Genomic DNA, 18,754 nt, shown 5'->3' with positions numbered 1-18,754 from the left:
CGTGAGGGTGGTTTCCGTTCCGGACCTCGAGACGGAGGTGGTTCCCGTGAGGGTGGTTTCCGCTCGGGACCTCGCGATGGTGGTTCCCGTGAGGGTGGTTTCCGTTCCGGACCTCGTGACGGCGGTGGTTCCCGTGAGGGTGGTTTCCGTTCCGGACCTCGTGACGGCGGTGGTTCCCGTGAGGGTGGTTTCCGTTCCGGACCTCGTGACGGCGGTGGTTCCCGTGACGGCGGCTTCCGGTCCGGGCCACGTGAGGGTGGTTTCCGCTCAGGTCCCCGTGAGGGCGGCTTTGGTGGTGACCGGGATTCTCGTGGTGGCTCCCGCGAGGGTGGTTACCGTTCCGGGCCTCGCGATGGTGGTTCCCGTGAGGGTGGTTTCCGTTCCGGGCCGCGCGATGGTGGTTCCCGTGAGGGCGGCTTCCGTTCCGGTCCGCGCGAGGGTGGTTTCGGCGGGGACCGGGACTCCCGGAGCGGTGGATTCAGGCGGGAGCACGACGGATCCCGCCCGGCCCGGGACAACGGGCCACGGGGCGACGACCGGCGTGGGCCGGACCGTGAGGGTGGCTACCGGGGGCGTGGCGAGGCGGGGCCGAACCGGTTCGACCGGGGCTCCGCGCGTGAGGGCGACCAGGCGGCTGCGGACGCGCCCGTACTGCCCGACGATATCGCCGCGACCGATCTGGACGGCGCTGTCCGGGCAGAGCTGCTGTCGCTGACCAAGCCCGTCGCGGAGACGGTGGCGCGGCATCTGGTCGCCACCGGACAACTGATCGACGAGGAACCGGAACTTGCGCTGGCGCACGCCCTCGCGGCTCGACGCCTCGCGTCGAGGATTGCAGCGGTACGGGAAGCGGTGGGGCTGGCCGCGTACCACGCCGGGGAGTGGCAGTCGGCCATTGCCGAGCTGCGTACCTACCACAGGATGAGCGGCAAGCAGACCCACCTTCCCGTACTGGCTGACTGCGAGCGCGCACTGGGACGGCCGGAGCGGGCAATCGACCTCTTCCGGGGAGCCGACCGCGAGTCGATGGATCCCGCCCAGGCGATCGAGTTGCTGATCGTCGCCGCCGGTGCTCGGGGTGACCTGGGCCAGGGCGACGCGGCGGTAGCGATGCTTCAGGTTCGGGAGCTGACCGGTGGTGCGGACGAGCCGTGGGCGGCCCGGCTGCGTTACGCGTACGCGGATGCGCTGCTGGCGGTTGGCCGGCGGGAAGAAGCCCGGGAGTGGTTCGCGCGTGCGGCCGATGCCGATGAGGACTCGGAGACCGACGCCGCCGAGCGTCTGCTCGAACTCGACGGTGTTGTCATCGAGGGCGACGAGGATGTCGAGGGTCAGGACACGGCGGACGCTTCCGACGACGACGATGATGATGATGATGATGATGATGATGATGATGATGACGACGATGATGACGACGATGACGATGACGATGACGATGACGATGACGATGACGATGACGATGATGACGACGATGACGATGATGACGATGACGACGAAGACCGCGACGAGCCTGCTGCGCGTACGGTGACCGGGTCCGAGACCGAGTCGTCCGGCACGGGTTCGGATGACGAGGAGCGGTCGGCAGAGCGAAGCGGACCGACCGGATCGTGACCGCGACCCCGGGACAGCCGCTGGTCGATGCGTACGACCTGGTCATCTTCGATCTGGATGGCGTGCTCTACCTGATCGACCGGCCGATCCCGGGCGCGGTCGAGGCGGTGGCCAGGCTGCACGCCGAGGGGAAGCCGCTGGCGTACGCGACCAACAACGCCTCTCGCCGTCCGGCGGAGGTCGCCGAGCTGCTCGTCGGGATGGGCGTCAACGCTCGACCCGACGAGGTGCTCACCTCCTCCGTCGCGGCTGCGGCAGCGCTTGCCGAGCGTCTGCCGGCGGGCGCGCCGGTCCTGGTCGTCGGGGCGGAGGCGCTCCGGGCCGAGGTGCGTGCGGTCGGGTTGGTGCCGGTGGAGCGGGCTGACCAGTCGCCGGCCGCGGTGGTGCAGGGCTACGGGCCGCAGGTTGGTTGGGTCGACCTCGCCGAGGCGTCGGTGGCGATCCGGGCGGGTGCGCTCTGGATCGCCACCAACACCGACCGCACCTTGCCCAGTCCGCGTGGTCCGCTGCCCGGGAACGGCTCGTTGGTGGCGGCGTTGCGTACGGCGCTCAACCGGGACCCGGACCTCGTCGTCGGCAAGCCGGAACCGGCCTTGTTCGGCACCGCCGCCCGGCAGGCAGGTGCGGAGCGGGCACTGGCGGTCGGGGACCGGTTGGACACCGACATCGAGGGTGCCGGCCGGGCTGGCATGGACAGCCTGCTGGTGCTCACCGGGGTGAGTTCGGCGGCGGATCTGCTGATCGCGCCCGCGTCGACCCGGCCCACGTACGTGGCTCGGGATCTTGGTGGTCTCTTCGACCCCGACGCGGTGGTACGCCTGGACGGGGAGCCGGTCGCCACCGGCGAGCAGGCCGGGGCGGCTGTTGTCGAGTCCGACGGTTGGCGACTGACGCTGGGTACGGAAGCGTCGCTGGCCGGGGATGGGCAGCCGCTCGACGCACTGCGCCTGCTGTGCGCCGTGGCCTGGTCCGGGCAACCGGTCTCCGGGCTACGTCCCGGTTCCGAGTCCGCCGCCGTCGCGCTGCGTCAACTTGGCCTCTCCGGCTGAGTGCGCTCGTCCGGCTGAGTATGCCGTCGGCGCCGGTCGGGCCAGTTGGTCCGGCCGGCGCCGTTTTCGGCCCGCGCTAGAGCAGTTTGCGAAGTTTGAGCAGGTCGAAGGGGTTGGCGTCGACCGACACCCGGCGGGCGGCGAGCGCCCTCGGAACGTCGAGGTGGCCGGCGACCAGGCTCACCAGGTCGTCGCTGGTGGTGGTGAGGGCGATCTTCGCGTCCGGATCGTCGCCGTCGGCGAGGTCGAGCAGCCGACCGTCGCTGATCCGGCCGTGGAAGGCGCAGTCCAGGTCGCTGATCCGGCAGGCCAACGTCCGTTCGAGGTTGACGTGGTCCCGGACCTTGGCCGCGTTCGCGTCCATCCGCGCGGCCAGATCGTGCAACGCCTGTCGGCACTCGTCAACGCTGGCCAATGCCCGTCCTCCTTGTCACCCGCCACGCCACGCCCGTTCCCCGGCACCGTACCGCACCAGGGGGTGACCGGCGCCCGGTAGCGTGACAGCTGATAGTCCGACAGCGGAAGGATTCGGGTATGCAGGACGCGTGGCGGGCCTACCTGGAACTGGCCATGGGCGTGACCGAGTCGTCGAGGAAACGGGCCCAGTCGGTCGCCAGGAAACTGGTCGGTCAGGGCGGCGCCACCGCAGCCCAGCTACAGGCGTTGGCCGAGGAACTGCGGTCCACCGGGCTGGCCAACCGGGAGGCGATGACCAAGCTTGTCCGGTTCGAGGTGGACCGGGCACTCGGTGTGGTCGGACTCGCCACCCAGGAGGAGGTCGCGAGCCTGAACGAGCGGGTCGCCGAGCTCGAGCGGGAACTGCGCGCCACGAAGGCCGCGACGGCGAGTCCGAGCGCCTCAGGTCCGAGCGCCCCGGGGCCGAGCGGTGCCGCGCCCGGCCCCGCCGATCCGGAGACGGCGGCCAGGAAGGCGGTCGCGAAGAAGGCGGTGGCCAAGAAGGCGGTCGCGGCGAGGACCCCGGCCGAGAACGCGGTCGCCGAGCAGGCCGGTGCCAGTGCGGCCGTGGCGAAGAAGGTCGTCGCCAAGAAGACCGCCGCCGCGCTGGGCAAGAAGGCGGCCGCCGAGCAGCCGCCGCCCACGACCGCGAAGAAGATCGCGGTGAAGCGGCTCTCCGCACCGGCGAAGAAGACCGCCGCGAAGAAGGCACCGCCGGCTACCGGATCAGGTGCCGAGTGAGCAGCGGTCCCGTACCCGGACCACCCCGACCCGGCGTACCCGGCGGTTATCGGCCGGCACCACCCCCGGCCGCCCGCCCGACCGACCGGGACGACCAGGACGGCGCCGGCGGTTCCGGGCATCCTGCGGTGGACGCGGCCCTGCACGCTATCGCGAACGCGGCCGACCTGCCCCCGGCGGACCAGATCGCCCAGTACGAAGCCGCGCACCATACTCTGCAGGAGACCCTGGCCACCATCGACCAGGCCTGAAAATCCCCTCTTTTTTCACCGGAGAGCCCTCGCATGGCACGTCGCACCCGGCTTGATGCCGAACTCGTCCGCCGTGGTCTGGCCCGCTCGCGAGAGCAGGCCGCCGCGCTGGTGGAGGCCGGGCGGGTCCAGGTCCGGGGGATGGCCGCCCGGAAGCCGGCGGCCATGGTCGACCCGGCGGACGCGGTCCGCGTGCTCGGCGACGACCCGACCCAGGAGTACGTCTCCCGTGGCGGCCACAAGCTGGCCGGCGCGCTGGCCGCGTTCGGACCGGACGGGCTCTCCGTGACCGGCCGGCGTTGCCTGGACGCGGGCGCCTCCACCGGCGGGTTCACCGACGTGCTGCTCCGCTCCGGTGCCGCCGAGGTGGTGGCGGTCGACGTCGGCTACGGGCAGATCGCCTGGTCGCTGCGGAGCGACGAACGGGTACGCCTGTTCGAGCGGACCAACGTACGGACGTTGACCCCGGAACTCGTCGACGGTGCGGTGGACCTCACCGTGGCCGACCTGTCGTTCATCTCGCTCCGCCTGGTGCTGCCCGCGCTGGCCGGCTGCACCAAGCCCGACGGTGACCTGGCGCTGATGGTCAAGCCGCAGTTCGAGGTGGGGCGGACCCGGGTCGGTCCGGGCGGGGTGGTGCGCGATCCGGAGCTGCGGGCCGAGGCGGTGTTCCACGTCGCCGCCGCCGCGGCGGACCTCGGTCTGGGGCTTGCTGGCGTGGCGGTGAGCCCGCTGCCCGGTCCGAGTGGCAATGTGGAATTCTTCGTCTGGCTGCGTCAGGGTGCGCCCGCCGCCGACGAGCAGCGGGTGCGGTCGGTGGTGTTCGCCGGTCTGGCCGGTGGGCGGGAGTCGACGCAGGAGGAGGTCGGATGAGTCGGACCGCACTGCTCGTCACACACACCGGCCGGCGGCGCAGCACCGAGCATGCGCGTACGGTCGCGGCGGACCTGATCACGGCCGGTTTCGAGGTACGCGTGATCGCCGAGGAGGCGGACGATCTCGACCTGCCGGGCGTGGTGCCGGTGAGCGGTGCGACCGCCGCCGAGGGTGCCGAGATCGTGTTCGCCCTCGGCGGTGACGGCACCTTTCTGCGCGCCGCCGACCTGGCCCGGCCGGCGAAGGCGCCGCTGCTCGGGATCAACCTCGGCAAGGTCGGCTTTCTAGCCGAGGCGGAGATCCACGACCTGGACCTCGCCGTACGGGACGTGGTCAGCCGGGACTACACAGTGGACGAGCGACTGACGCTCGACGTACGGGCCGAGTTCGAGGGCGGCCCGACGATCGAGAGCTGGGCGCTGAACGAGGCGAGTGTGGAGAAGGGCGAGCGGGCCCAGATGCTCGAACTGCTCGTCGACGTCGACGGCCGCCCGTTGTCCCGGTACGGCTGCGACGGGGTGGTCTGCGCCACCCCGACCGGCTCGACCGCGTACGCCTTCTCGGCCGGTGGTCCGGTGGTCTGGCCGGAGGTCGAGGCGCTGCTGCTGGTGCCGATCAGCGCGCACGCGCTGTTCAGCCGGCCGCTGGTCACCGCGCCGACCTCGACCTTCGTGATCACTGTGGACCCGTTCACCACCCTGGCCGTGCTCTGCTGCGACGGCCGGCGGGTCTACGACCTGCCGCCCGGCGCCCGGGTCACGGTGCAGCGCGGTGCCCTGCCGGTGCGGATCGTCCGGCTGCGGCCCCGGCCCTTCACCGACCGGCTGGTGGCCAAGTTCGGGCTTCCGGTGCAGGGCTGGCGCGGCGGTCGCCGCTGACGACCGGATGCGGTGGTTCTGATGAAACAGGCGCTTCGGACTTTCCGGACCTGACTTCGGTGTGGCGGCGGCCGGGCCGTAGCGCCCACTGTCGCTCCTGGGCCGTTTTTTGCCGATGTCGGTGACGCGGTGGCGTGGGTTCGTTACGCGGTGCCGACGGAATGCGGCTCCCGGGGGCGGAGCGGTGTGCGTGGCGGGCCGGAGTGTCCGCGTCGGCGCGTCGGTGCCGGTCGTGACTGTCGGGGTTCGGGCCGCCCGTCGGGTGGTCAAGTGTCGGCCCCCGCCACTACTGTCGGGTGCTGTGCTGGAAGAGCTTCGCATCACCGGGTTGGGCGTCATCGAGGACACCACACTGCCGTTGACCAGCGGCATGAATGTCATTACCGGCGAGACCGGCGCGGGCAAGACGATGGTGGTGACCGGTCTCGGGCTGCTGTTCGGTGGCCGGGCCGACGCTGGGCGGGTGCGCGCCGACCCTGGTCGCGCGATGGTGGAGGGGCGGCTGCGGCTCTCCGAGCCGAGCGCGACGGCCGTACACACCAGGATCGTTGACGCCGGTGGCGAGCCGGACGACGACGGCGCACTGCTGCTCAGCCGCACGGTCACGGTCGAGGGGCGGTCCCGGGCCCACGTCGGCGGCCGGAGCATGCCGGTGGCGATGCTGACCGAGATCGGTGAGCAGGTGGTGGCGGTGCACGGGCAGTCCGACCAGCTACGGCTGCTGCGTCCGGCGGAGCAGCGAGCCTCGCTCGACCGGTTCGGTGGCCCGGAGCACGAGAAACTGCTGGAGGCCCTGCGCGAGACGTACCACGAGTGGCGCCGGGTCGCCGACCACCTGGCCGACCGGCGGCGCAACGCCCGCGAGCGCAACCAGGAGGCGGACCTGCTCCGGCTCGGGCTGGACGAGATCACCCGGGTCGACCCGCAGGCCGGTGAGGACGACGACCTCAAGGAGGAGGCGTCCCGGCTGGAGCACGCCGAGGGGCTGCGCACGGCCGCCCAACTGGCGCACCAGTGTGTCGCCGGCGGGATCGAGCCGTCCGACGACACCCCCGACGTGACCGCGCTGCTCGGCACCGCTCGGCGGACGCTCGAGGCGCAGGCCGGCGTCGACCGTACCCTCGGTGATCTCGCCGGCCGGCTGGCGGAGGTGGCGACCCTGGTCGGCGACGTCTCGGCCGAACTCTCCGGCTACCTCGCCAGCCTGGACGCCGACCCGGCCCGGCTGGAGACGATCTACGAGCGGCGCGCGGCACTTCGGGCGCTGACCCGTAAGTACGCCGACGACGTCGACGGGGTGATCGCCTGGGCGGAGCGGGCCCGGACCCGGTTGTCCGAGCTGGACACCTCCGACGACCTGCTGGAGGAACTGGACCGGGAGCGGCAGCGGCTCGCCGGTGAGGTGGCCGAGTTGGCCGCCCGGCTCTCCTCGGCCCGGCGCGAGGCGGCGGTCCGCTTCGCCGAGCAGGTGAGCGTCGAACTCGCCGGGCTGGCCATGCCGCACGCCCGGATCGAGGTGGCGGTGCTGCCCCGGCCGGTCGGCCGGGCGGAGCCGACGCTGACGGTCAACGGCGCGGAGGTGGGTGTCGGGCCGGACGGTGTCGACGAGGTCGAGTTGCGCCTGTTGGCCCACCCCGGGGCGCCGTCGCTGCCGTTGCAGCGGGGGGCGTCCGGTGGCGAGCTGTCCCGGGTGATGCTCGCCATCGAGGTGGTCTTCGCCGGGTCCGGTGGGCCGCCCACGCTTGTCTTCGACGAGGTCGACGCCGGTGTCGGCGGGCAGGCGGCGGTGGAGATCGGCCGCCGGTTGGCCCGGTTGGCCCGTACCCACCAGGTGCTGGTGGTCACCCACCTGCCGCAGGTGGCGGCCTTCGCGGACCGGCACCTGGTGGTCGCCAAGGACACCGGCGGTGCGGTGACGACCAGTGGTGTGCGGGTGGTGGAGGACACCGAGCGGGCCCGCGAGCTGGCCCGGATGCTGGCAGGTTTGCCGGACTCGGATCTGGGTATCGCCCACGCGGAGGAGTTGCTGGCCGTCGCGGCCAGGGACCGCCGACCATAGCGGGGAAATGTGACTTCTGGCACACCAACCGGGCATAGGGTGTGCTTCGCTCAGCTAACGGCCCGCTTGCCGCCCTGCTCAGGCATGTCGTGACGGAAAGTCGTGCGCGCGCATGCCAGGATGGTCCCGATGCGTCTACCCATCTTGCGCCGGACCCGGACCACGGAACCGGGCATCGTCGTGGGCACCGCCCGCCTCGATCGCCGGACGAAGCGTCTGGTCGGTCGCCTGCGTCCCGGTGAGATCGCGGTGATCGACCACGTCGACCTGGACCGGGTCGCGGCCGACTCGCTGGTCGCGGTCGGGGTCGCCGCCGTACTCAACGCGAAGCCGTCGGTCTCCGGTCGCTACCCCAACCTCGGGCCCGAGGTGCTGGTCAAGGCCGGCATCCCGCTCGTCGACGACCTCGGCGAGGACGTCTTCCAACTGGTTCGCGAGGGTGACACCGTGCGGATCGACGGCAACACCGTCTTCGTCGGGGACGAGCCGGTGGCGCACGGCGGGCGGCAGGACACCGAGACGGTGGCCAAGGCGATGGCCGACGCGCGCGAGGGGCTCTCCGTGCAGTTGGAGGCCTTCGCCGCCAACACGATGGACTACCTCAAACAGGAACGTGACCTGCTGCTCGACGGGGTCGGGCTGCCCGCGATCGAGACCTCGATGCGAGGGCGGCACTGCCTGATCGTGGTGCGCGGCTACGACTACAAGGCCGACCTGGACGTGCTGCGCCCGTACATCCGGGAGTTCAAGCCGGTGCTGATCGGTGTCGACGGGGGCGCGGACGCGCTGGTCGAGGCGGGCTACACCCCCGACATCATCATCGGCGACATGGACTCGGTCACCGACGACGTGCTGCGCTGCGGCGCCGAGGTGATCGTGCACGCGTACCCGGACGGACGGGCGCCGGGGCTGGCCCGGGTGGAGCAGCTCGGCGTCACCGCGACCACCTTCCCGGCCGCCGCCACCAGCGAGGACCTCGCCATGCTGCTCGCCGACGGCAAGGGTGCCTCGCTGATCGTCGCGGTCGGCACCCACGCCACCCTGGTCGAGTTCCTGGACAAGGGACGCGGCGGCATGGCGTCGACGTTCCTGACCCGGCTCAAGGTCGGCGGCAAGATGGTCGACGCCAAGGGCGTCAGCCGGCTCTACCGGCAGAACATCTCCGGGTCGTCGCTGCTGCTGCTGGTCCTCTCGGCGGTGGCCGCGATGGCCTCCGCGGTCGCGGTCTCGACCGTCGGCAAGGCCTATCTCGGGGTGGCCTCCGAGTGGTGGAACAATCTGGTCTTCCAGCTCGGGCAGCTGTTCTAGGCCGTCCACGATCAAGGGGCTGTAAGCGTGATCAATTTCCGGTACCACGTGGTGTCCATCACCGCGGTCTTCCTGGCTCTCGCCATCGGACTGGTGGTCGGCACCGCGGCGCTCAACGGGCCGGTCGCCGACTCACTCAGCGCCAGGGTCAACGAGCTGGGCAAGGACAACCAGATCCTGCGGGAGACCGTCGGCAGCCTGCAGGAGGAGGTGACCCGGGAGGAGGACTACGCCCGGGAATCGGCACCCAGACTGCTCGCCGGCACCCTCACCGGGCGCCGGCTGCTCGTCGTGGCCCTGCCGAGCGGGGAGAAGCACGTCGACGGGGTGATCGAGATGCTCCGGCAGACCGGTGCCACGATCACCGGGCGGATCGAGATCCAGGACAAGTTCGTCAACCCGGACAACAGCGTGGACCTGCTCGGGCTCGCCGAGCGGGCGGCCCGGCCCAGCGTGCCGGCCAACGGCCTGCCCGGCAACAGCAACGGCGTCGAGACCTCCAGCGCCTTCCTGGCCAGTGCCCTGCTCGACCGCCCCGACGGGGTGCCGGTCACCGAGCAGGACCGCCGGTCGGTGCTGGACACGTACAGCAACTCCGGTTACCTCAACGTCGCCGACAAGGTGACCGGGCCGGCGGAGGCCGTCGTCGTGATCAGCGGGCAGCCGTACGTCGACCGCGAGTCCGCGCAGAAGGACCAGGCCGTGGTCACCATGACCGAGCAGTTCGACAAGGCGGTGCCGCTCGTCGTCGCCGGCAGCGGCACCAGCACCGGCAACATCGTCCAGGCGGTCCGGGACGACCCGGCACTGGCCAAGACGATCTCCACCGTCGACCACGCCAACACCGTGCAGGGGCAGGTGGTCGCCGCGCTCGCCACGGTCGAGCAGATCGTCGACAAGAAGGCTGGCCAGTACGGCCTGGGCGCGGGCGCCACCTCGCTGCTGCCGAAGCGGCCCGAGTGAGCGGGCAGCGGAGCGCCGGCCGCCGCTTGGTGGCCGGCGGAGCGGCGTTGGCCGCCCGCGCGGCCCTGCGCCTGGTCAACCGGCTGCCGGTGGCACCGGCCCTGGAACGGACGAACTTCCGTGGCCGCACCGTCACCCTCGCCGGGGGACCGGCCCTCGCCGCCGCCGCCTCGTCGGCCGCCGCGCTCGGGGCGCCGAGCCGCCCGGCCGCCGCGGCGGCGCTGGTCGCCGGGATCGGCTCCGGCGCGGTCGGTCTCTACGACGACGTGGTCGGCGCCCGGCCGGAGCAGAAGGCGGCCAAGGGCTTCGCCGGGCACGTCGGCGCGTTGCGGCAGGGGCGGGTCACCAGCGGCCTGGTCAAGGTCGCCGGGGTCGGCGCCGCCGGGCTGGCCGCCGCCGCCCTGCTCGCCGCCGACCCGACCGTACGGTCCCGGCGTCGCCGGGGCGGCCGGCTCGGGCAGGCGACCGACGTGCTGCTCGGCGCCGGGGTGATCGCCGGTACGGCGAACCTGGTCAACCTGCTCGACCTGCGCCCCGGCCGGGCGCTCAAGGCCGGGGTGCTGCTCGGCACCCCGTTGATGCCCGGCCCGACCGGAGGGCTCGCCGCCGGACCGGTCGGCGCCGCCGCCGGACTGCTGCCGGCCGACCTGGACGAGGAGATCATGCTGGGCGACAGCGGCGCGAACGCGCTCGGCGCCCTGCTCGGGGTGGCGCTCGCCGCCCGTACCGGGCCGGTGGGGCGGGCCGGCATCCTGACCGTCCTGGTGGCGCTCACCGCCGCCAGCGAGAAGGTCAGCTTCACCAAGGTCATCCAGAACACCCGGGGGCTGCGCGAGCTGGACGCCCTGGGCCGGCGACCGAACTGACGTGACCGCACCGGCACCCCTCGCCGGCACCGGCCGGGTCGCCGGGGCAGCCGCGCTCATCGCCGTACTCACCGTGGCCAGCCGGTTGGCGGGCTTCGGGCGTACCGGTGTCTTCACCTGGGTCGTCGGCGACACGGACCTCGGCGGGGTCTACGTCGTGGCGAACACGGTCCCGAACATCGTCTTCGAGATCGTCGCCGGTGGGGCGCTCGCCAGTCTGGTCGTACCGCTGCTGGCCGGCGCGGTCGCGGCCGGCGACCGGCGCGCGGTGGCCGAGACCACCGGGGCGCTGCTGACCTGGACGCTGACCCTGCTGGTGCCGCTCGCGGTGCTGGTGGCGCTCTTCGCCGGGCCGATCGTCTCGCTGATCATCGGGGATCCGACCCCGGCCCAGCGTGACGCCGGGGCCGGGATGCTGCGGGTCTTCGCCCCGCAGTTGCCGCTGTACGGGATCGGCATCGTGCTCACCGGGGTGCTCCAGGCCCACCGCCGGTTCGCCTGGCCGGTCCTCGCCCCGCTGCTGTCCAGCCTCACCGTGATCGGCGTCTACCTGATCTTCGGCGCGGTCGAGGGACGCGGCGGGTCGATCGCCGCGACCGGCGCCGGGGGGCAGCTCATCCTGTCCGTCGGCACCACCCTCGGCGTGCTGGTCCTCTCCGGGTGCCTGGTCGTCCCGGTCAGCCGGCTGCGGCTGCGACCCCGACCCGGGTACGGGTTCAGCGCCGAGAACCGCGCCAAGGTCGGTGGGCTCGCGGTCGCCGGGGCGGTGACGCTCACCGGCCAGCAGGTGGCCCTGCTGGTGATGCTCCACCTCGCGGCCAGCGCCCAGGTGAACAACCCGGTGCTGCTCAACCTGGCCCAGACCGTGTACCTGCTGCCCTGGGCGGTGCTGGCGGTGCCGCTGGCGGTGGCCGCGTACCCGACACTGGTGGCCGCGTACGCCCAGCGTGACGAGGAGGCGTTCCGGCGTACCCTCGCCCCGACCGTACGCGGGGTGCTGCTCTTCGGCTGCCTCGGCGCGGCGGCGCTGATCGCCACCGCCGAGCCGGTGGCCCGGTTCTTCTTCCCCGCCGACCCGGCACCCGCCGCGGCGGCGATCGCCGGCTTCGGACCGGGCCTGCTCGGTTACGGCCTGTTCGCCGTCCTCTCCCGGGCCCTGTACGCGCGCGGCGCGAGCCGGTCCGCGGCGGTCACCACGGCCGCCGGATGGCTGACCGTGCCGCTCGTCGCGGTGCTGCTGGCCTGGCTGCTGCCCGACGCCGACCGGCTGCTCGCGGTCACCCTGGCCAACTCGGTCGGCATGCTCGTCCTCGGCGGCCTGCTGGTGCTGGTGGTCGCCCGTCGCGCCGGTCGGCCGGCGGTCGCCGGTCTCACCCGGTCCGGTCTGGTCGGCCTCGCCGCCGGTACGCTCGCCGGTTTCGCCGGCACCCTGGTCGCCCACTGGCTGCCCGGGGTGCTGCCCGGCACCCCGACGAAGGTGGACGCGCTGCTGCAGGGCATGCTGTCCGGAGTTGTTGTGGCGGCGGTGTTCCTCGCCGTGGCCTACCCGCTGGACCGGCACGACGTACGGCCGCTGGTCGGCTCGGTGAGCCGCCGCGTCGGCCGCCTTACGCGCCGGCTGGGGATCGGTGCCGGCCACGGCGGGACCCACCCGGGCCGGGAGGAAGACGAGGAGAAGGTGTCGGGGTGAGCGCGAGGAGCGAGCGTTCCGGGGCGGCGAGCGGCTGGACCGGGTCGGTGGTCCTGCTCATCGCCTCGAGTACCGGCGGCGTCGGCCAGCACGTCGCCTCGCTCACCCGTGGCCTGGTCTCCGGCGGCGCCTCGGTCACCGTCTGCGGGCCGGCGGCCACCGAACAACAGTTCGGCTTCACCGCCGGTGGCGCCCGGTTCGTGCCGATCGAGATCCCGGCCAACCCGACCCCGGCGGACGGGCGGGCGGTCGCCGCGCTGCGCCGGGTGCTCGCCGGCCCGGTGGACCTGGTCCACGCCCACGGGCTGCGCGCCGGCCTGGTGGCGGCGCTGGCGAGGCCACGTCAACCGCTCGTGGTCACCTGGCACAACGCCATCCTCGTCGGCGGGCTGCGCGGCCGGCTCTCCCGGTGGGCGGAACGGATCGTCGCCCGGCGGGCCACGGTCGCCCTCGGCGCCTCCGCCGACCTGGTCGAGCGGGTGGTCGCGCTCGGCGCCACCGACGCCCGGCTGGCACCGGTCGCGGCACCGGAACTGCCCACCCCGCGTCGGGGCAGGACCGCCGTACGGGCCGAGTTCGGGGTGACCCCCGACCAGCCGCTGCTGCTCTCCGTCGGCCGGCTGCACCCGCAGAAGCGGTACGACATCCTGGTCCGGGCGGCGGCGCGGTGGCGTGACCTGGACCCGCCCCCGGTGGTGCTGATCGCCGGCAGCGGCCCGTCCTACCTGCCGCTGGCCGCCGACATCTCGACGGTACGGGCGCCGATCACCCTGCTCGGGCACCGTACCGACGTCGCGGACCTGCTGCTCGGCGCCGATCTGGCCCTGGTCACCAGCGACTGGGAGGCACGTCAACTGTTCGCCCAGGAGGCGTTGCACAGCGGGGTGCCGCTGGTCGCCACCGCCGTCGGTGGTATCCCCGAACTGGTCGGGGACGCGGCCGTACTGGTGCCTCCGGGTGACGTGGACGCGCTCGACCGGGCGGTGCGTGACCTGCTCGCCGACGACGGCCGGCGGGCCGAGCTGAGCCGGCGGGCGCTGGCCCAGTCCCGTACCTGGCCGACCGAGGCCGGCACGGTCGCCGAGGTCAGTGGGATCTACGCCGAACTGGTGCCGGGGGGCGGGCGACTACCCGACACCTCGTCCACCCACGAGCACGGGCGAGGCTGATGCTGCGTCGACTGGTACCGGTGCTGCTGACGGCGGCGGTCGTGGTGTCGGCCGTCGCCGCGCTGGTGGTCCGACCCGCGGTCGGCGCCCCGCAGCGGACCGCCGACTACGTGGTGCTGGCCGGCGTCGCGGGGCTGCGCTGGGAGGACGTCAACCCGGAGACGACACCGAACCTCTGGCGGATGGCGGAGCGGGGCTCGATCGGCTCGCTGTCGGTGCGGTCGGGGCGGACCCCGACCTGTCCGGTCGACGGCTGGCTCACCCTCGGCGCCGGCAACTACGCGGCCTGGGACGGCGAGCCGGTCACCGGGGACTGCGGTCCACCCCAGGTGACCGTGGAGCAGCCGGACGGGATCGGCGCCAACCTGCCCGGGCAGCAGACCGCGGTGCGGTACAACAAGGAACGGCAGCCCTGGGGCGCGATCCCGGGCGCGTTGGCCGAGTCGGTGCGCTGCACCGTCGCGGTCGGCCCCGGTGCGGCGATCGCCGCCGCCCGTCCGTTCGGCCGGGTGGACCGGTACGCCCCGAGCCTGCCGGCCGACCCCGCCGAACTGCTCGCCTCGTGCGTGCTGAGCGTCATCGACCTCGGCGCGGTCACCGGGGACGACCCGGTCGTACGCGCCGCCGCCGCCCGCCACGCGGACACCGCGCTGGCCCGGGTGCTGGCCGCCCGCCCGCCGAGTTCGCTGGTGATCCTGGCCGGCATCTCGGACACCGACCAGACGTCCCGGCTGCACGTCGCGGTCGCCGACGGACCCGGCTGGTCCGAGGGCTGGTTGACCTCGTCCGGCACCGGCCGCGACGGTTACGTACAACTGATCGACCTGGCGCCGACCGCGCTGGCGGCGGTCGGCCGGCCGATGCCGGACCGGCTCTTCCTCGGGCAGGCGGCGACCAGCGTGCCCGGCCGACCGGCCGACCTGGCCACGGCGATCGCCCAACCGGCCGACGCGGACCGGGAGGCGGGCGCGCAGCGGCACGTGGCGAGCTGGTTCTTCGCCCTGCTCGCCGGCTTCCAGTGCCTGCTCGCGATCGCGGTGCTGCCACTGCTGCGCCGGGCCCGCCGGCACGCCGGGCCGACCGGCCCCGCACCGGCCTCCCGCCGGGTCGTCGCCGTGGTCGAGGTGCTGCTCATCGCCGCCGCGCTGGCGATCCCCGCCGCCCTGGTCGCCGACGTGGTGCCGTGGTGGCGGGCGGACCAGGGTGGCTTCTACTTCGCCCTGGTCACCCTGACCGTCCTCGCGATCGCCACCGCCGGCGTCCGGCTCGCCCGGATCTACCGGCGGACGCTCGGGCCGATGGGCAGCGTCGCCGGGTTGGCCGCCCTGGTCGTCGGGGTGGACGTGGTGACCGGGGCAAGCCTGCAGCTCAACGGGGTGGCCGGCTACTCGGCCCTGGAGGGCGGCCGGTACGCCGGGCTCGGCACGGTCGGGCTCGGGGTGTTCGTCGCCGGGACGCTGCTGGTGGCCGGCTGCCTGGCGCAGCAGGTACGCCGTAGCTGGCGGCCGGCGGTGGTGGTCCTCGTCGGCGGCATCGGTGTGATCGTCACCGGCAGCCCGTACCTGGGCGCGGACTCGGTCGGGGCGGTCGCGCTCACCGCCGGGGTCTGCGTCGCGGCGGCGATGAGCACCGGAGGCTGGCTGACGCTGGGCCGGCTGGCCTGGGCGACCATCGCCGGGCTCGCGGTGACCGTCGGCTTCGCCGTGCTCGACATGCGTCGTCCCACCGGCCAGCAGGGCAGTCTGGGCCGGTTCCTCGGCGCGATCGCCGACGGTACGAGCGGGCTGACCGTGCACCGTTCCGGCTCGGCGAACCTGGACGCGTTGGTCGGGAGCCCGCTGACCGTGCTCGCCATCGTCGGTGCGGCCCTGGTGTGGTTCGCCCTGTTGCGGCCGTGGGGTGGACTGAAACGGCTGTTCGGGATCTATCCGGCGATCCGTGCCGGTATGGCCGGTCTCACGGTGGCCGCCCTGATCGGCGGGGTGCTCGGTGGCTCCGCCCTGGACGTGGCCGGGGCCGCGGCGGCGCTGACCGTACCGCTGGCGGCGCTGGCCGCGCTGCGGGTGCTCGATCACGCGGCCGACCGTACGCAGCCGGCGGCGGCGCTCGACGCCGGCCTGCTCGCGGACACCGAATCGCCAGCCGAGCCGGAGCCCGACCCGGAGCCGGACCCGGTCGTGGACGCGGAGCCCGGCGTGGAGCCGGGGCAGTCGGCGAAGCCGAAGCCGAAGCCGGGGGAGGCGGCGGCCCGACGGTAGGTGGCACCGGGCAGGGGCCGTCGTACTGGTGTTACCCTGGAATCCCGTGGATCGCGTGATCATTTTTTTGATCAACACGACGGTCTGCACGACCGCAACGGACGACCACGGGAGCAGGCGTTGGCCCCATCAGCACGGACGACCAAGCATATTTTCGTCACCGGGGGCGTCGCCTCCTCGCTAGGCAAGGGCCTCACCGCCTCCAGCCTCGGAAATCTGCTCACGGCTCGCGGTCTACGGGTCGTGATGCAGAAGCTCGACCCGTACCTCAACGTCGACCCGGGCACGATGAACCCGTTCCAGCACGGTGAGGTCTTCGTCACCGACGACGGTGCCGAGACCGACCTCGACGTCGGCCACTACGAGCGGTTCCTCGACCGGGCGCTCTCCGGCAAGGCGAACGTCACCACCGGCCAGATCTACTCCGCGGTCATCGCCAAGGAGCGGCGCGGCGAGTACCTCGGCGACACGGTCCAGGTGATCCCGCACATCACCAACGAGATCAAGGCCCGGATCCGGGCGATGGGCGACCCGGACGAGGACGGCCGTACGCCGGACGTGGTGATCACCGAGGTGGGTGGCACCGTCGGCGACATCGAGTCGCTGCCCTTCCTCGAGGCGATCCGCCAGGTACGCCACGACATCGGCCGGGACAACTGTTTCTACCTGCACGTCTCGCTGGTGCCGTACCTGGCACCGTCGGGTGAGCTGAAGACCAAGCCGACCCAGCACTCGGTGGCGGCGCTGCGCAACATCGGCATCCAGCCGGACGCGATCGTCTGCCGCTCCGACCGGGAGATCCCGGACTCGCTCAAGCACAAGCTGTCGCTCTACTGCGACGTCGACCGGGAGGCGGTCATCGCCGCCCCGGACGCGCCGAGCATCTACGACATCCCAAAGGTCCTGCACAACGAGGGGCTCGACGCGTACGTCGTACGCCGGCTCGGGCTCTCCTTCCGGGACGTGGCCTGGCACGGCTGGGACGACCTGCTCGAGCGCGTGCACCACCCGCACCACACGGTCAAGGTGGCGCTGGTCGGCAAGTACGTCGACCTGCCCGACGCGTACCTGTCGGTGAGCGAGGCGATCCGGGCGGCCGGGTTCGGCCACCGGGCCCGGGTCCAACTGCACTGGGTGCCGAGCGACGAGTGTGTCAGCCCGTCCGGGGCAGCCGCCGCGCTGGCCGGCGTGGACGGCATCGTCATCCCCGGCGGCTTCGGCGTACGCGGGATCGAGGGCAAGATCGGCGCCTCCCGGTACGCCCGGGAGAACGGCATCCCGATCCTCGGCCTCTGCCTCGGCCTCCAGTGCATGACCATCGAGGTGGCCCGCCACCTCGGCGGGCTGGACGGCGCCAACTCGCTCGAGTTCGACGAGCAGGCCAGTCACCCGGTCATCGCCACCATGGCCGACCAGGAGGACATCGTCGCCGGCAAGGGCGACCTGGGCGGCACCATGCGGCTCGGCGCCTACCCGGCCCGGCTGACCGAGGGCTCGATCGTGGCCCAGGCGTACGGCGACACCGAGGTCACCGAGCGGCACCGGCACCGGTACGAGGTGAACAACGCCTATCGGGACGCGCTCACCAAGGCCGGTCTGCGGATCTCCGGCACCTCGCCGGACGGGCGGCTGGTCGAGTTCGTCGAACTCGACCGGGAACTGCACCCGTTCTTCGTGGCCACCCAGGCCCACCCGGAGCTGAAGAGCCGCCCGACCCGCCCGCACCCGCTCTTCGCGGCGTTTGTCGGCGCCGTTGTCGCGTACTCCCACGCGGACCAGCTCCCGGTCGGGCTGACCGCGCCGGCGAGCCAGCCGGAGACCGGGGCCGCCGCCGGCACGGCCGAGCCGGACACCGACGGCGCGACCGAACCGGCGCCCCGGCCGGGCCGGGCGGGGCAGAACGGCGCCGGTCGGTCGGCCCGGGCCAGGTCGGCGTCGTGACCACCACGCCGGGTGAGCACCGGTACGAGGTGAAGAACCGGACCGAGCGTTTCGTCGGCCGGGTCTTCACCGTCGTCACCGACGAGATCGTCATGCCCGACGGTCGGGTCGCGCCCCGCGACTACGTACGGCACATCGGCGCCGTCGGGGTGGTCGCGCTCGACGACGCCGGTCGGGTGGTGCTGATCCGGCAGTACCGGCACGCGGTCGGCCGTACGCTCTGGGAACTGCCGGCCGGCCTGGTCGACGTGGCGGGCGAGGCGCTGCCCGCGGCCGCCCTGCGCGAGCTGGGCGAGGAGGCGGATCTCACCGCCGGGCAGGTCGACCTCCTGATCGACCTGCACCCGTCGCCGGGCGCATCGACCGAGCTGATCCGGGTCTTCCTGGCCCGGCAGCTCGCCGAGGTGCCGGCGGAGCAGCGGCACGAGCGCCGGGACGAGGAGGCGGACCTGGAGGTGGTCCGGGTAGACCTCGACCAGGCGGTGACGATGGCGCTGGCTGGCGAGATCACCAACGCCGCCTGCGTCGCCGGCGTACTCGCCGCCGCCCGCGCCCGCGACGCCGACTGGGCGCCCCTGCGCCCGGCCGACGCACCCCTGCCCGGCTGAAGTGTTAGGAAGGGCCCCCAGTACAACCGA

16 protein-coding genes and 1 pseudogene are annotated in these 18,754 nt (G+C 73.0%); 16 read left to right on the top strand and 1 reads right to left on the bottom strand.

The window, feature by feature from the left end; genetic code table 11:
* From ACI2K4_RS29735 to ACI2K4_RS29725, 3 genes and pseudogenes are all read left to right on the top strand, one after another.
* Positions 1–715 (top strand): annotated as a pseudogene (locus tag ACI2K4_RS29735) (hypothetical protein); the annotation flags it as partial.
* A gap of 20 nt (positions 716–735) precedes the next feature.
* Positions 736–1,611, top strand: coding sequence for a Replicase polyprotein 1ab (locus tag ACI2K4_RS29730; RefSeq protein WP_404516090.1), 876 nt, complete (start codon positions 736–738; stop codon positions 1,609–1,611).
* A complete protein-coding gene (locus tag ACI2K4_RS29725; RefSeq protein ID WP_404516088.1) occupies positions 1,608–2,660 on the top strand; it encodes an HAD-IIA family hydrolase in 1,053 nt (350 codons plus the stop codon). The genes ACI2K4_RS29730 and ACI2K4_RS29725 overlap by 4 nt, the downstream gene beginning before the upstream one ends.
* Positions 2,661–2,736: 76 nt before the next feature.
* On the opposite strand, the gene ACI2K4_RS29720 is transcribed toward ACI2K4_RS29725, so the two are convergent.
* The gene (locus tag ACI2K4_RS29720) at positions 2,737–3,075 is read right to left on the bottom strand and encodes an alkyl sulfatase C-terminal domain-containing protein (RefSeq protein ID WP_404516086.1); all 339 of its coding nucleotides are present in this window, start codon (positions 3,073–3,075) and stop codon (positions 2,737–2,739) included.
* Between the two features lie 119 nt (positions 3,076–3,194).
* Here ACI2K4_RS29720 and ACI2K4_RS29715 point away from each other — a divergent pair, with 119 nt between their 5' ends.
* From ACI2K4_RS29715 to ACI2K4_RS29655, 13 genes are all read left to right on the top strand, one after another.
* On the top strand, positions 3,195–3,857 hold the full coding sequence (locus ACI2K4_RS29715; protein ID WP_404516084.1) for a phasin family protein: 663 nt from the start codon (positions 3,195–3,197) through the stop codon (positions 3,855–3,857).
* Positions 3,854–4,108: a hypothetical protein gene (locus ACI2K4_RS29710; RefSeq protein WP_404516082.1), complete on the top strand. Its 255-nt coding sequence runs from the start codon at positions 3,854–3,856 to the stop codon at positions 4,106–4,108. Before ACI2K4_RS29715 ends, ACI2K4_RS29710 begins: the two co-directional genes overlap by 4 nt.
* Before the next feature lie 33 nt (positions 4,109–4,141).
* A complete protein-coding gene (locus ACI2K4_RS29705) occupies positions 4,142–4,981 on the top strand; it encodes a TlyA family RNA methyltransferase (RefSeq protein WP_404516080.1) in 840 nt (279 codons plus the stop codon).
* Positions 4,978–5,862 carry an NAD kinase gene (locus tag ACI2K4_RS29700; protein WP_404516078.1) on the top strand — a complete coding sequence of 295 codons (885 nt, stop codon included), beginning with the start codon at positions 4,978–4,980 and terminating at the stop codon, positions 5,860–5,862. The genes ACI2K4_RS29705 and ACI2K4_RS29700 overlap by 4 nt, the downstream gene beginning before the upstream one ends.
* 301 nt (positions 5,863–6,163) lie before the next feature.
* Complete coding sequence (recN, locus tag ACI2K4_RS29695) at positions 6,164–7,921, top strand: DNA repair protein RecN (protein ID WP_404516076.1); 1,758 nt, start codon at positions 6,164–6,166, stop codon at positions 7,919–7,921.
* A gap of 129 nt (positions 7,922–8,050) precedes the next feature.
* Positions 8,051–9,229: a putative cytokinetic ring protein SteA gene (gene steA, locus ACI2K4_RS29690; protein WP_404516074.1), complete on the top strand. Its 1,179-nt coding sequence runs from the start codon at positions 8,051–8,053 to the stop codon at positions 9,227–9,229.
* 27 nt (positions 9,230–9,256) lie between these two features.
* On the top strand, positions 9,257–10,192 hold the full coding sequence (locus tag ACI2K4_RS29685) for a copper transporter (protein ID WP_404516072.1): 936 nt from the start codon (positions 9,257–9,259) through the stop codon (positions 10,190–10,192).
* Entirely contained in the window at positions 10,189–11,058 is an 870-nt protein-coding gene (locus ACI2K4_RS29680; protein WP_404516070.1) for a hypothetical protein, read from the top strand. Before ACI2K4_RS29685 ends, ACI2K4_RS29680 begins: the two co-directional genes overlap by 4 nt.
* Before the next feature lies 1 nt (position 11,059).
* The gene (gene murJ, locus ACI2K4_RS29675) at positions 11,060–12,748 is read left to right on the top strand and encodes a murein biosynthesis integral membrane protein MurJ (RefSeq protein ID WP_404516068.1); all 1,689 of its coding nucleotides are present in this window, start codon (positions 11,060–11,062) and stop codon (positions 12,746–12,748) included.
* Positions 12,745–13,917, top strand: a complete 1,173-nt coding sequence (locus ACI2K4_RS29670; protein WP_404516066.1) for a glycosyltransferase family 4 protein — start codon at positions 12,745–12,747, stop codon at positions 13,915–13,917. The genes murJ and ACI2K4_RS29670 overlap by 4 nt, the downstream gene beginning before the upstream one ends.
* A complete protein-coding gene (locus tag ACI2K4_RS29665; protein ID WP_404516064.1) occupies positions 13,917–16,175 on the top strand; it encodes a hypothetical protein in 2,259 nt (752 codons plus the stop codon). Before ACI2K4_RS29670 ends, ACI2K4_RS29665 begins: the two co-directional genes overlap by 1 nt.
* A 120-nt stretch (positions 16,176–16,295) precedes the next feature.
* Complete coding sequence (locus tag ACI2K4_RS29660) at positions 16,296–18,116, top strand: CTP synthase (protein WP_404516062.1); 1,821 nt, start codon at positions 16,296–16,298, stop codon at positions 18,114–18,116.
* Positions 18,113–18,724 (top strand): NUDIX domain-containing protein, encoded by a 612-nt coding sequence (locus tag ACI2K4_RS29655; protein ID WP_404516060.1) that lies wholly within the window; start codon positions 18,113–18,115, stop codon positions 18,722–18,724. The genes ACI2K4_RS29660 and ACI2K4_RS29655 overlap by 4 nt, the downstream gene beginning before the upstream one ends.
* Positions 18,725–18,754: the final 30 nt, after the last annotated feature.

It is taken from the genome of Micromonospora sp. NPDC050397 (assembly GCF_044901685.1).
In the GTDB taxonomy this organism is placed as follows: domain Bacteria; phylum Actinomycetota; class Actinomycetes; order Mycobacteriales; family Micromonosporaceae; genus Micromonospora_G.
This window is presented reverse-complemented; position numbering and strand designations above follow the sequence as displayed.